Here is a 13,035-nt window from a genome sequence, read left to right on the forward strand (position 1 = left end):
TTTCCCACAAATCCGGGAACTTACGGCTATTATACCATTGAAATACAGATTTTTCCAGCAAAACGCACAAATTTTTACGGCAGTTTTTACAATTCTGTCAAATTGCTGATTCTTTCACGTTTTGAACGTCTGCATTGCAGCGGCAGTATACAGCGCACTCGGCTTCGATCTGTGCGGCAAGGGCTTTGGAGTCAAAACCGGCCTTGGCGCGCCATGCCCAGTTGCCGCCAAGTTTGCCCGGGGTGTTCAGGTGCGCCTCGGCGCCCAGACCCAGCCAGTCGTACATGGGAATGATGGCTCTGTCCGCCACCGAGCCCAGCGCTGCCCGCAGCAGCGCGGTGCGCGCGGCGGCAGTCTTGACGGCTGCCACCTCCTTGGCGGTAGGCTTGCAGGGGGTCAGATGCAGGTAGGCCGCAGCGGTGGCCTTTTCCTTTTCGGAAGCGCCGTTCTCCCACCAGTCGGTCAGGGTGGTGTTGTCGTGGGTGCCGGGGTAGACCACGCCGTTCTTGACGTGGTTATGGGGCAGGTACTCGTTGTCCCCGCCGCCAAAGGCGAATTGCAGCACCTTCATGCCCGGGAAGGTGCTGTCGGCCAGCAGCTTGCGCACGCTGGGGAACAGTTCGCCCAAGTCCTCGGCAATGATGGGCAGCTTGCCCAGTGCGGCCTTCAGTGCATCGAACAGCTCCATGCCGGGGCCGTTCTCCCACTTGCCGGTGCGGGCGGTGGTGCTGGTGGCCGGGATGGCCCAATAGGTGTCGAAGCCGCGGAAGTGGTCGATGCGCAGCAGGTCGTAGATGCCCAGTGCGTGGCGCACCCGGCGCACCCACCAAGCGTAGCCGGTCTTTTTGTGGTATGCCCAGTCGTACAGAGGGTTGCCCCACAGCTGGCCGTCTGCGGAGAAGTAGTCCGGCGGGCAGCCCGCCACCCGGGCAAAGCGGCCGTCGGCATCCAGCTCAAACAGCTTGCCGCCCACCCATGCGTCCACCGAGTCGGCAGAGACGTAGATGGGGATATCGCCCAGGATCTGCACGCCCTTTTCGTTGGCATAGGCCTTGACGGCCTGCCACTGGACGCTGAACTTGTACTGCACGAACTTCCAGAAGCCGATCTCCTCTTCGTTTGCAGCAGCAAAGGCAGCCAGCGCGGCCTTGTCGCGGCGGCGGTAGGGGGCGTCCCACTCCACCCAGTTCTTCATCTTGTTGGCTGCCTTCAGCGCCATGTACAGGGCATAGTCGTCCAGCCAATCCTCGTTGGCAAGGGTAAAGGCGTAGTAGTCGTCGGGGTAGTAGTAGGTGCAGCCGTGCAGCCCGGCGCACTGGCTGCGCCATGCGGCGTAGGCCTTGCGCAGCACCGCAAAGCGGCTGACGTACAAAGTGCCGTAGTCCACTTCCAGCGGGTCTTTGCCCCAGCTTTCTGCCTTGAGGTCTGCGGCGGTCAGCAGACCCTCTTTTTCCAGCGTTTCCAAATCCACAAAATAGGGGTTGCCCGCAAAGGCAGAGCAGCTCTGGTAGGGGCTGTCGCCGTAGCCGGTGGGGCTGAGCGGCAGCAGCTGCCAGATCGTTTGTCCTGCCGCAGACAGGAAATCCACAAATTGAAATGCCGCCTTGCCAAAGCAGCCGATCCCGTAAGGGCCGGGCAGACTGGATACCGGCATCAGAATACCACTTTCACGCATGATCCGTTACCTTCCTCGCTGTCAATTTTCGGGAATATTCGTTGTTTCCTATCATAACATAACCGCAAACTATTTTCCACAGGCAAAAATCGTGGTATACTGAAAAAGATGACGCTTTCAACTCCCTCAGTCAAAACCTGACGGTTTTGCCAGCTCCCTCTGGGAGGGAGCCTTTGGCATAGCGGGAAAGTTTGCGGTTGAACCGTAAAGTTTGCGGGCGCGCTTGCTCCCCCGGGGGGAGCTGTCGCGCAGCGACTGAGGGGTTTTGAATCGGCGGAGCCGGAAAAAACGGTTAAAAGATCTTCACGCCGAATAGGCGTGAATCTTCAGTTTTTTCCGGTGTAGCCCACTTCTTTGGGGTTAAAAGGGGCGAGCAGCCCCTTTTTCGTGGCCCCAGCGCGTCGAAATCGCTGGTGGTTTTCTGGTTCTCTTTTGCCACCAAAAGAGAACATCCCTCGGCAAAGACTCTTACCACTATTGTCAATCGTTCTATCTACAGGAGGTACTCGCGCTATGCAGCGCACAGAAAAATATTTTGAGCAGGACGCTTTCCGCACCGGATGCGAAAGCGTCATTCTTGCCGCAGAGCCGGACGAAAAGACCGGCGGCGGGCGCATTGCGCTGGACGGCACGGTGTTCTACCCGGAGGGCGGCGGTCAGCCCGCCGACCGGGGCACACTGACCCTGCCGGACGGCACGGTGCTGCGGGTGCTGGACGTCCACGAGCAGGCGGGTGTCATCTGGCATACGGTGGATGCCCTGCCCGCTGCCGCAGCGCCCGGCGCAGCCGTGACCGGCTGCATCGACTGGGACTGGCGTTTCGATAAGATGCAGCAGCACACCGGCGAGCATATCCTTTCCGGCATTCTGCACCAGATGTTCGGGGCGGAGAATGTGGGCTTCCATGTGGGCACCGAGGCCGTGCGCATGGACACCAGCGTGCCCATCAGCCCCGAGGGGCTGCGGCAGGCGGAGCTTGCCGCCAACCGCATCGTGTGGCAGGATGTGCCGGTGCTCATCAGCTACCCCACCCGGGAGGAGCTTGCCGCCCTTGTCTACCGCTCCAAAAAGGAGATCGAGGGACAGGTGCGCATCGTGACCATCCCGGGTGCGGACGTCTGCGCCTGCTGCGGCACTCATACCCGCACCACCGGTCAGGTGGGGCAGATCAAGATCCTTGCCAGCGAGAACTACAAGGGCGGTGTGCGGCTGAGCGTGGTGTGCGGTGCCCGTGCGCTGACGGCGGCACAGGCCATGCGCGCCCGTCAGGCCGATATCGGCGCGCTGCTCTCTGCCAAGTCCGACCAGACCGCTGTGGCGGTACACCGCATATACGACGAGTATACTGCGCTAAAGTTTACACACTTCGGACTGTGCAGCCAGCTGTTTGACGCCCTTGCGCAGCTGACCGCGCCCGATGCAGACGCCATCCGCACCCTGCCGGGGCTGGACCCGGACGGGCTGCACCGGCTGGCTGTCCGGCTGACCGAAGCCACCACCGGCCTGTGCGCCGCCCTGACCCCCACCGAAAAGGGCACCGGCTACTGCCTTGCCCGGCGGGACGGCGATGTGCGCGCCCTGACCAAGGCCCTGAACGCCGCCCTGAACGGACGCGGCGGCGGCAAGCCCGGCATCTGTCAGGGCAGCTGCGCCGCCACCCCGGAGCAGGTGGAAGCATTTTTGCGGGAGAGAAATTTGTAAGCATCCTCGCCCTCTTAGGCGCTGACGCGCCAGCTCCCCCAAAGGGGGAGCCCTTGGCAAAACCGGAGAGTTTTCCGCACTGCCAAGGCCTCTCCCTTTGGGAGAGGTGGATTTGCGAAGCAAAGACGGAGAGGGCGAGCCACGTTAAATTTAAGGAGAACAACAAACTATGAGAATGCGTTTCAAACCCTATGCCCACGACGAACTGATGGCCGCGGATTTCCATGTGCACGAGCCCCTCATCTGGGGCGGCAAATGGCACGGCCAGTATGCCCGCCCGGAGCAGCCCTTTATTCTGGAGCTGGGCTGCGGCAAGGGCGGCTTCATCTCCCAGCTGGCCTGCGCCCACCCGGAAAATAACTATCTGGGCATCGACATCACCGACAAGGTGCTCATCCTTGCCAAGCGCAAGATCGAAGCCGCCTATCAGGCAGCGGGACGTCCCATCGACAACGTGAAGATCATGAGCACCGATATCGAGCGCATCAAGGGCGTTATCACCCCGGAGGATGAAGTCAGCCGCATCTACATCAACTTCTGCAATCCGTGGAGCAAGAACGACTCCTCCCACAAGCACCGCCTTACCTACCCGCGCCAGCTCATCGCCTACCGCGAGTTCCTGAAAGACGGCGGCGAGATCTACTTCAAGACCGACGATGATGATCTGTTCCGGGACAGCGTGGAGTACTTCCCCGCTTCCGGCTACGACATCGAGTGGATCACCTACGACCTGCACGAGAACGAGCCGGCGTGGAACATCCGCACCGAGCACGAGGGAATGTTCACCGAGATGGGCATCAAGATCAAGGCGCTCATTGCCCGCAAAAAGCCCGGTGCCGACAGCGTGACATGGGTAGACCCCAAGGTGCTCAAGCGGATGGCGCGGGAAGCTGCCGCCGAAGCCGCCGCACAGGAAGGCGAAGGAAATGTCTGACCCCTGTGAGCTGTGCCTGAATAATGTTCAGGACGAATACGGCAGCTACTACTGCGCGCAGGGCGCTGCGCTGGACGAGGACGAGATGGCGCGCTATCTTGCGCACAATACCGCTGCCTGTCCCTTTTTTGAGCCGGGGGACGAATATAAGATCGTATCCAAACAGAACTGAAGAACGGAGGTGCTCATGGTTAGTTTTCTCACCGGGACTATGGTATGCGGGTTCTCGCTGTACCATATTCTGGCCTATTTCCTGATCTATTCCTGCATGGGCTGGTGTCTGGAGGTCATCTATGCCGCCGCTACCACCGGTCAGCTGGTGAACCGGGGCTTTTTGAATGGCCCGGTCTGCCCCATCTACGGCTTTGGCATGATCATTGTGCTGTTTGCGCTTACGCCCTTGCAGCACAGCGTCCTGCTGCTGTATCTCGGCGGCGTCATCCTGCCCAGTGCGCTGGAGCTGGTGGGCGGCTGGGCACTGTATAAGCTCTACCACACCCGCTGGTGGGATTACAGCGATTTCCCCTTTAACATCGGGGGCTATATCTGCTTGGAATTCTGCCTGCTGTGGGGCGTGGGCACGCTGGTGGTCATGCGCATCGTGCACCCGGTGGTGGCGGACCTTGTAGCCCTCATCCCGCCCTTTGTGGGGGTCATCCTCATGTGCTTTCTGTACGCCGTGTATGCGGTGGACGTGGTGGCTACCGCCATTGCTGCCTCTGCGCTGGCCGATACGCTGGACACCATGGAGCAGCTGGGCGACAGCATCCACGCCGTCAGCGATGCCATGACCCAGCTGCTGGGCACCACCACCCTGACCGCCGACCAGAAACTGGACGAGGGACGGCTGCAATTCAAGCTTGCCGCCGCCGAGGCGCGGGACGCCGCCGGAAAACGCCCCTCTGCCCGTGAGACCATGGCCGCCATCCGCACCAAGGCCGCCGAAGCCAGCGAAGCCGCCCGCCGCGCCAGCGAGGACGCCCGACTGAACGCTGCCGAAGCCGCCAACGCCGCCCGTCTTGCTGCCAAAGGCACTGCCGAGCGTGCTGCTGAATTGTTGCAGCTGGAACAGCTGGCGGCAGAGCTGCAGCAGCGCAGCGAGGAGATGCAGGCGCAGCTGCTGCGCACGCCCCGCATCGTGGGCCCCCGCCGTATGCTGCGTGCCTATCCGAAACTCCGGCACGGCAAAAAACTGCGCAGCCTGCCCATATTGCGGGAGATGCTGCACCGCGCCGGGCAGGACGACACCGCGCAGAACGACAACAAGGAAACCAAATGACCCCCCATGCCGCACCGGCACTGCCGTGTGTGGCATTTTTGTTGCACTTTGCTCGAATAATGTTGTTAGAAAGTGTGAAAAACCTATTTCAAAACGGCTTAAACCGTGTTATACTGATTACAAAGTATACCAATTGACCGCAATCGACTTGTCCGTATTGAATCTATCCAAATTGTGAGGAATCGTCATGTCAGAGGAACGGAAGACCAAAACAGATGCCGCCGCACCGGCATCTGCTGCGTTGGAGCGGATCGACCGCAAGGACGCATTTTTACAGGCCCTGCATACATTCCTGACCGCGCATCAGGGAACGGAATGGGCTGTCGCCGCTGTGGATATCCAGCACTTCAAGCTTTATAACGAGCTTTACGGCACCGAAAAGGGCGATGTTCTGCTGGAGACTATGGCAAACTGTCTGCTGGGCTACAGCAAGCAGACCGGCTATCCTGTGGGCTATTTTGGAAATGATGACTTTTTCCTGTGTCTGCCGGACGAAAAAGCCGAGCAGACCGCCGTGCTTGCCACGCTGCAGGCGTGCATGGCTGCCGGCAGACAGGATGTCACCTTCTTTGTGGTAATGGGCGTGTGCCCCGTGCAGGCAAACCCCGGTGCGGATGCCGCCACCCTGTGCAACTATGCCCAGATCGCCGGTGTAACGACGGACAGCGGCTACCTGCACCGCTTTGAGCCCACCATGCTCAACGAACTCAAGGAACAGCAGCTGCTGCTGGGTGAGCTGGAGCGCGCACTGGATAACCACGAATTCTGCTTCTTCCTGCAGCCCAAGTGTAACAGCATCACCCGCGCCATCGTGGGTATGGAAGCGCTGGTGCGCTGGAACCACCCCACCCGGGGCTGTGTCCCCCCCGCCGAGTTCATGCCGCTGCTGGAGCGCACCGGCCTTGTGACAAGGCTGGACCAGTACATCTGGGAATCTGTCTGCCAGACCCTGCAGAAGTGGCAGGAAAGCGGCAGCAACCTTGTGCCGGTGTCGGTGAACGTTTCGGTGCAGGATATCCTGAACCTGGATGTGCCGCAGATCTTTGCAGATCTGGTGGAAAAATATAAGCTGGAGCCAAAGCTCCTGCTGGCTGAGATCACCGAGACCATGGTGGCCGAGGACACCCAGATGGTGGAAAACGCCATTCAGGGACTGCACCGCAAGGGCTTCTCGGTGATGATGGACGATTTCGGCAGCGGGTATTCCTCGCTGAATATGCTCAAGGATACCAACGTCGATGCCATCAAGCTGGACATGAAGCTCATCGACATGAATCAGGAGAACCGCAGCAAGGGCGTGCAGATCGTGGAGTCGGTGGTGGATATGGCGCACCGGCTGAACCTGCCCATTATCGCCGAGGGCGTGGAGACCCCGGAGCAGGTGTCCATGCTGCAGGCGGCGGACTGCCTGTACTCGCAGGGCTACTATTTCTTCAAGCCCATGCCGGTGGAAAACGCCGAAAAACTGCTGGCAGATCCCACCAATCAGGATTACTGGGATCTGCGCCGCGACCTGATGCGCCGTGACCGCCGGGTGGAAAACCCGGGCACCGAAAAGACTGCGCTGGCCTTGCAGGCCTACCAGATCTTTACCGATAACGTGCTGGAGATCTCGCTGCTGAACCTTGCCACCGGTGCGTACCGGGTGATCAAACGGGACGCCCGCCTGCTGGGTGCAGATCTGGAAAAGGAAGAGGATTTTGTCAACTACTGCGACCGTCTGGTGAACGAAAAGATCGTGCACGAGGAGGACGCAGACCTGTTCTTGGAGCAGACCGATCTGGAAGCTTTGCGCTCTGTGCTGTACCACGCCACCGCGCCGGAGTTCTACCGCTACCGCGAGAACGTGTCCGGCCAGTATATCTGGGTCACCACAGAGGTGCTGCCCTGCCGGGGCTGCTGCGCCCAGAACCCATGGGCGACCGTGCTGGTGCGCAACGACGCACAGGCCGACCAGCTCAGCGAGGAGCTGGACTTCTCTTACAGCCACGACACCCTGACCGGCCTTGCCAACCGCAGCCGGTACGAAACCGACCTGCGGGAGCTGCCCCACAGCGGATACGAATCCGTGGTGTGCACCTACATTGATGTGGTGGGGATGCACGAGGTGAACGAGCATCTGGGTCACCGCAGCGGCGACACCCTGCTGTGCTGCTTGGCAAATGCCGCCCGCAAGTTCTTTGCCACCAGCCGGGTGTACCGCATCGGCAGTGATGAATTTGTCATCCTGACCCCCAACGAGCCGCCCTACAGCGTGTGGAGCACCGCAGACCGGATGCGCGCCTTCCTGAAGGAAAAGGACTACGCCATCTCGGTGGGCATCCAGCAGACCACCGACCTGCGCCATGTGGACGAAGCCGTGGCCAAGGCCGAGGCTGCCATGCGGCAGGACCGGCAGACCTACTACGAGCACAACGGCCGCGCCCGCCAGCTGGAAGGCCTGAACGAAAAGATGGAGCGCACCCTGCAGGAAAAGCGGGATGCCGAGCACTTTTTGAAGGTGCTTGCCCCCAAATACAAGACCGTAATCGTGGTGGACTTGCAGGAGGACACCGTGCGCCCCGTTATTGTGCCGGACGACTTCCAGTCCGTTCTGGACACCTGCGGCGGCTCTTTCCGCGCTGCGTTGACCAACTACCGCGACACGTTGGTAGCGCCCGAGGACAGAGAAAACTTTGCAAAGTTGTTCGATTTCGGCCTTGTGCGCAGCACCGTGTTCAGCAGCAACCTGCTGGAGCACCGCTACCGCAAGACGGACGGACGCAGCTTCTGCATCCGTGTGACCCCCTACTCCCGCAGCGGCTCCCATATCAACGAGGTGCTGTGGATCTTCGCGGATGAAGATGTAGAGTAAAATATTCTTGTATGCTATAAAAGCAGCCAGACCGCCCGGTCTGGCTGCTTTTGCGTTTGACGCTCGCAGGAGCGCCCGGGAATTACCCCTTCCGTCTTGCCGCTTCGCGTCAAGCCACACGCCCCCTTTTGTCGCTATGCGACATCTTCCCCCGGAGCGGGGGAAGTCGTCCCTCAAGGGGACGGCTTTTGGTGGCGGCGGCAAGGTTTCCGGCATAGCGCAAAGGCGTCCCCTTGGGGGAGCTGGATGCGAACGCAGTGAGCAGACTGAGGGGGTGCCCGCCGCGCGGCTGTTTCCGCAGGAAACAAGCGCGGTAGCTGCCGTTTCCCTTCACGACCCCACCCGTGAAAATGCGTTTGGAGCGGTCAGCAGGCCGCGACAAACGCGAAATATAAAATAATTATTCCGCTGATTATGGCCAGAGCGCAGCGGAGGTCATTTTAAATCGTCCCGGCAGCAAGAAGTCGCCGTCTTGCAAAAGCGCCGGGATGTGCTATAATAGAAATCACTTATTTCATACAATATATGTGGGTATATGGGCGCACCGCCCGCTGTTCCCGCAAAGCAAGGAGCTTTTCTATGCAGCATCTGTCCCGAACCGTTTCTCCCGCCCTGCCGCACCCCTGCCTGCGGGCGCTGCGGGCGGCTTTTCCGCAGACCATCCCGGTGCTGGCGGGTTATTTTGTGCTGGGGCTGGGCTACGGCATCTATGTGCAGTCCTTGGGGCTGCCGGTGTGGATGCCCATGCTCATGGGCACTGTCGTGTACGGCGGCTCGCTGGAGTTCGTGCTGGCAAGTTTGCTGCTGGGCGCGTTCTCGCCGCTGTCGGCCTTTTTAATGGCGCTGATGATCCAGGCGCGGCACCTGTTCTACGGCCTTGCCATGCTGGAGCGCTATAAGGGCTGCGGCTGGCGCAGCTTTTACATGATCTTTGCCATGAGCGACGAGACCTTTTCCATCACCTGCTCGGCAACGCCGCCGGAAGGGGTGAACAAGGGCTGGTTCATGTTTTTCATCACCCTGCTGGATCAGCTTTACTGGGTGGGCAGCGCCGGGCTTGGGGCTGCGCTGGGCACCGTACTGCCCTTCAGCACCGAGGGCGTGGATTTTGTCATGACCGCAATGTTCACGGTCATCTTCCTGAACCAGTGGGAAAAAGATCAGCAGCACGGCAGTGCCCTGATCGGGCTTGCCGTGCCGCTGGTGTGTCTGATTGTATTTGGTTCCGGCAGCTTTCTGCTGCCGTCCATGGCTGGCATTCTGGTGCTGCTGCTGGCTTTGCGCCGTCCGATGGAAAAAGCAGCCGGGGAGGTAGAAGAATGACAGCAGTTCAGATGGGGCTTACCATTGCGGTGTGCACCGCCGCCACCATGCTTACCCGTTTTTTGCCGTTTCTGGTCTTTTCCAGCAAGGAGCAGCAGCCGCCGGAGGTGGTGCGGTATCTGGGGCGGGTGCTGCCCGCCGCCATCTTCGGGATGCTCATCGTTTATTGCCTGAAGGGCGTTACCCCGTTCTCCGGCAGCCACGGCATCCCGGAAGCGCTTGCGCTGCTGGCTACCATCGCGCTGCACAAGTGGAAGCACCAGACCCTGCTCAGCGTGGCGGGGGGCACTTTTTGCTATGTACTGCTGGTGCAGCTGGTGTTCTAAAAAAACGGCTCAGTGGTAGAAGGTGTCAAAGTTCACCTGACGGTAGAACCGCTGCTGCAGCTGGTCAAAGCTTTCGCAGTTCTGCGCCAGCAGCCACATACTTTTGGTCACCACGGCCTCGATGGTCATATCGTGGGCTTCCAAGAAGCGGAAGCGGTTGCGCACCCGCTTGCCCACCTCGTACACGCCCACATCGCTGCCCTCGTAGGTGACCTGCGTGGTCATGATGAGTACCTTGTGGGTGGTTTCGTAATCGCCCAGCCCGGCGGCAAAGGCGTCCATCAGCTGCTGCGGGATGCCGCCCACGCCGAAGCTTTCTACGATGACGCAGTCGTATAGGCGGAAGATCTCCGGGATAAGCGCCGGGGACATCCCCGGGGTCAGCTTGAGCAGGAACACCCGGCTGTCCAGCGTGCGGCTGAACTCCACCGGGCCGGTGGGCCACGGCGAGGGGATGTACCGCACCAGCCGGTCGCCCTGCACCAGCGCCAGCTCCGGGAAGTTGACCGACGCAAAGGCGTCGTAGCTGATGGTCTTGTTCTTTTTGGCGCGGGTGCCCGCGATGACGTGCCCGCCGAACACCACCATCACGCCCCGGCTGCCCGGGTCGATGGCGCAGACTACGCTGTCCCGCAGGTTTTTCTTGGCATCCGTGATTTCGTTGGAGATGGGCTGCTGTGCGCCGGTAAGGATGATGGGCTTATCCGCGTTCTGAATTAAATAGGAGAGCGCCGCCGCAGAATACGCCAGCGTATCCGTGCCGTGGCAGATGATAAAGCCATCGTATAAGGCATAGTTTTCCTGAATGGCGCGTGCCATCATGAGCCAGTGCTCCTGCCCGAGGTCGGTGCTGTCGATGCTGCACAGCGCCAGCGTTTCCGGGCAGCACAGTTCCTTCAATTCCGGCAGATGGGCAAGCAGTTCCTCGCTGGAAAGCACAGGCTTCAGCCCCTGCTGGGTGCGCACGCTGGCAATGGTGCCGCCGGTGGTGATGAAAAGCAGACGTTGTTTGGACATAAAGCAAAAGCCCCCTGTGGCAGTAATTTCAACATGACAACAGTATAGCACACGCCCCGGGGCTTGAACAGTGCCCGCCGCCCAAAAAGTTTTTGCGACCCGGTCACAGAAATCAGCACGGTTTTTGTATATAATAAGGGAAAAAGAATTAGAATACCCCTTCAGCTTCGCTGCGCTCAGCAGCTCCCCCATGGGGGAGCCTTCTGGAGAAACCGGAAAGTTGACCGCTGCAACGAAAGGCGTCCCCTTGGGGGAGCTGGCAAACCCGCAGGGTTTGACTGAGGGGGTAATCAGGCAAAGGAGCAACACCATGTCCAACATTGTTATTGTAGGTTCCGGCCCAGCGGGGGTGTCCGCCGCTTTGTACGCCGTGCGCGCCGGGGTGCAGACCACCGTGCTGACCAAAGGCTCCGGGGCGCTGGCGCGCGCCGAAACAATCGAAAATTATTACGGCTTTGCCCAGCCGGTCTCCGGGCCAGAGCTGGAACGCCGCAGCATCGAGAACGCCCGGCGGCTGGGGGTGCAGTTCGTGCAGACCGAGGCCGTGGGGCTGACATGGACCGACCGCCTGACTGTGGAAACGCTGGCGGGCGCGTACCCGGCAGACGCGGTCATTCTGGCAACGGGTGCTTCCCGCGCTGTGCCCCGCATCCCGGGGCTGACCGGGCTGGAAGGCCACGGCGTAAGCTGGTGCGCCGCCTGCGATGCCTTTTTCTACCGTGGAAAGGACGTGGCGGTGCTGGGCAGCGGCGAGTACGCCCTGCACGAGGTGCAGGCGCTTTTGCCGGTGGTGAAAAGCGTTACCCTGCTGACGGACGGCGCAGCCCTGACCGCAGATTTCCCGCCCGAGGTGACCGTCTGCACCCAGAAGGTGGAAGCCATTCTGGGCGAACAGACTGTCACCGGCGTGCAGCTGGCGGGCGGCACGGTGCGGGAGGTGTCCGGTGTGTTCGTGGCGCTGGGCGTGGCGGGCAGCACCGCGCTTGCCCGGAAGCTGGGCGCTGCCGTAGAGGGCAGCCGCATCGTGGTGGATGACAAAATGCAGACCACCGTGCCCGGCCTGTACGCCGCCGGGGACTGCACCGGCGGGCTGTTACAGGTGGCAAAAGCGGTCTATGAGGGCGCGCTGGCGGGTACGGAAGCCGCCAAGGCGCTGCGAAAGGGGTGAGCCGTATGGCAGAAACATCTCCGCACGCCCGGTGTCTGGCCTGTGCGTTTCCGTTCTGGGAGCAGCTGACCCCGGAAGAGCAGGAGCGGCTGTGCCGCTTTACCCGCCCGGTGCACTACGCCAAGGGTGCCCGGGTGCACAGCCCGCTGGAAAGCTGCGTGGGCATTCTGCTGCTGCGCAGCGGGCAGCTGCGCTCCTATCTGCTGTCCGAGGACGGCAGAGATGTGACGCTGTACCGCCTGTTCGGCGGGGAGGTGTGCATCCTGTCCGCCTCCTGCGTGATGGATGCGGTGAACATCGACCTTTACATCGACGCCGAGGAGGACACCGAAGCGCTGTGCATCAGTGCGGGCATCTTCCGGCAGCTGATGCAGGAGAACGTCTATGTGCGCTGCTACGCCTACCAGATGACGGCAGAGCGCTTTTCCGACACCATGTGGACGATGCAGCAGATCTTGTTCATGAGCGCCGACCGGCGGCTGGCGATCTTTTTGACCGATGAGCTTGCCAAGACCGGCGGCGAGGATGTCCGCATGACCCACGACCAGATGGCAAGGTACATGGGCTCTGCCCGCGAGGTGGTGAGCCGGATGCTCAAATACTTTGCGCAGGAGGGCTGGGTGCGGCTGTACCGCGGCGGCGTGCAGGTGCTGGATAAGCAGAAGCTGCAGGCGCTGGCAAGAGGAAAATAACGTTCTCTTCCTTGTGCGGGGACGATTTGGAATGCGCTCCGCTTCGCTCTGCGCATCATCAGCGGA

11 protein-coding genes are annotated in these 13,035 nt (G+C 60.9%); 9 read left to right on the forward strand and 2 right to left on the reverse strand.

Features of this window, described 5'->3' with window-relative positions; all coding sequences use genetic code 11:
• Positions 1-97 precede the first annotated feature (97 nt).
• The gene (malQ, locus tag C4N24_RS10505; RefSeq protein WP_112091368.1) at positions 98-1,675 is read right to left on the reverse strand and encodes a 4-alpha-glucanotransferase; all 1,578 of its coding nucleotides are present in this window, start codon (positions 1,673-1,675) and stop codon (positions 98-100) included.
• Positions 1,676-2,188: 513 nt separating this feature from the next.
• Between malQ and C4N24_RS10510 the strand changes: the two genes are divergently transcribed.
• The 7 genes from C4N24_RS10510 (at position 2,189) to C4N24_RS10540 (ending at position 10,092) form a co-directional block, all read left to right on the forward strand.
• Positions 2,189-3,376 (forward strand): alanyl-tRNA editing protein, encoded by a 1,188-nt coding sequence (locus C4N24_RS10510; RefSeq protein WP_112091369.1) that lies wholly within the window; start codon positions 2,189-2,191, stop codon positions 3,374-3,376.
• Positions 3,377-3,545: 169 nt separating this feature from the next.
• Positions 3,546-4,310, forward strand: a complete 765-nt coding sequence (gene trmB, locus C4N24_RS10515; RefSeq protein WP_112091370.1) for a tRNA (guanosine(46)-N7)-methyltransferase TrmB — start codon at positions 3,546-3,548, stop codon at positions 4,308-4,310.
• Positions 4,303-4,482: a DUF6472 family protein gene (locus tag C4N24_RS10520; RefSeq protein ID WP_097785226.1), complete on the forward strand. Its 180-nt coding sequence runs from the start codon at positions 4,303-4,305 to the stop codon at positions 4,480-4,482. The genes trmB and C4N24_RS10520 overlap by 8 nt, the downstream gene beginning before the upstream one ends.
• Before the next feature lie 15 nt (positions 4,483-4,497).
• The gene (locus C4N24_RS10525) at positions 4,498-5,589 is read left to right on the forward strand and encodes a putative ABC transporter permease (RefSeq protein ID WP_112091371.1); all 1,092 of its coding nucleotides are present in this window, start codon (positions 4,498-4,500) and stop codon (positions 5,587-5,589) included.
• 187 nt (positions 5,590-5,776) lie between these two features.
• A complete protein-coding gene (locus tag C4N24_RS10530) occupies positions 5,777-8,443 on the forward strand; it encodes a bifunctional diguanylate cyclase/phosphodiesterase (protein WP_112091372.1) in 2,667 nt (888 codons plus the stop codon).
• A gap of 579 nt (positions 8,444-9,022) precedes the next feature.
• The gene (locus C4N24_RS10535) at positions 9,023-9,766 is read left to right on the forward strand and encodes an AzlC family ABC transporter permease (protein ID WP_112091373.1); all 744 of its coding nucleotides are present in this window, start codon (positions 9,023-9,025) and stop codon (positions 9,764-9,766) included.
• The gene (locus C4N24_RS10540; protein WP_112091374.1) at positions 9,763-10,092 is read left to right on the forward strand and encodes a branched-chain amino acid transporter permease; all 330 of its coding nucleotides are present in this window, start codon (positions 9,763-9,765) and stop codon (positions 10,090-10,092) included. The genes C4N24_RS10535 and C4N24_RS10540 overlap by 4 nt, the downstream gene beginning before the upstream one ends.
• Before the next feature lie 9 nt (positions 10,093-10,101).
• Here the strand turns inward: C4N24_RS10540 and C4N24_RS10545 are convergent, their stop codons facing one another.
• Positions 10,102-11,109 (reverse strand): asparaginase, encoded by a 1,008-nt coding sequence (locus C4N24_RS10545; protein ID WP_055186189.1) that lies wholly within the window; start codon positions 11,107-11,109, stop codon positions 10,102-10,104.
• A 310-nt stretch (positions 11,110-11,419) separates the two neighbouring features.
• Here C4N24_RS10545 and C4N24_RS10550 point away from each other — a divergent pair, with 310 nt between their 5' ends.
• A complete protein-coding gene (locus tag C4N24_RS10550) occupies positions 11,420-12,277 on the forward strand; it encodes an NAD(P)/FAD-dependent oxidoreductase (RefSeq protein WP_112091375.1) in 858 nt (285 codons plus the stop codon).
• A 5-nt stretch (positions 12,278-12,282) separates the two neighbouring features.
• Positions 12,283-12,969, forward strand: coding sequence for a Crp/Fnr family transcriptional regulator (locus C4N24_RS10555; RefSeq protein ID WP_112091376.1), 687 nt, complete (start codon positions 12,283-12,285; stop codon positions 12,967-12,969).
• Positions 12,970-13,035: the final 66 nt, after the last annotated feature.

It is taken from the genome of Faecalibacterium prausnitzii, from assembly GCF_003287405.1.
GTDB lineage: Bacteria > Bacillota > Clostridia > Oscillospirales > Ruminococcaceae > Faecalibacterium > Faecalibacterium intestinale.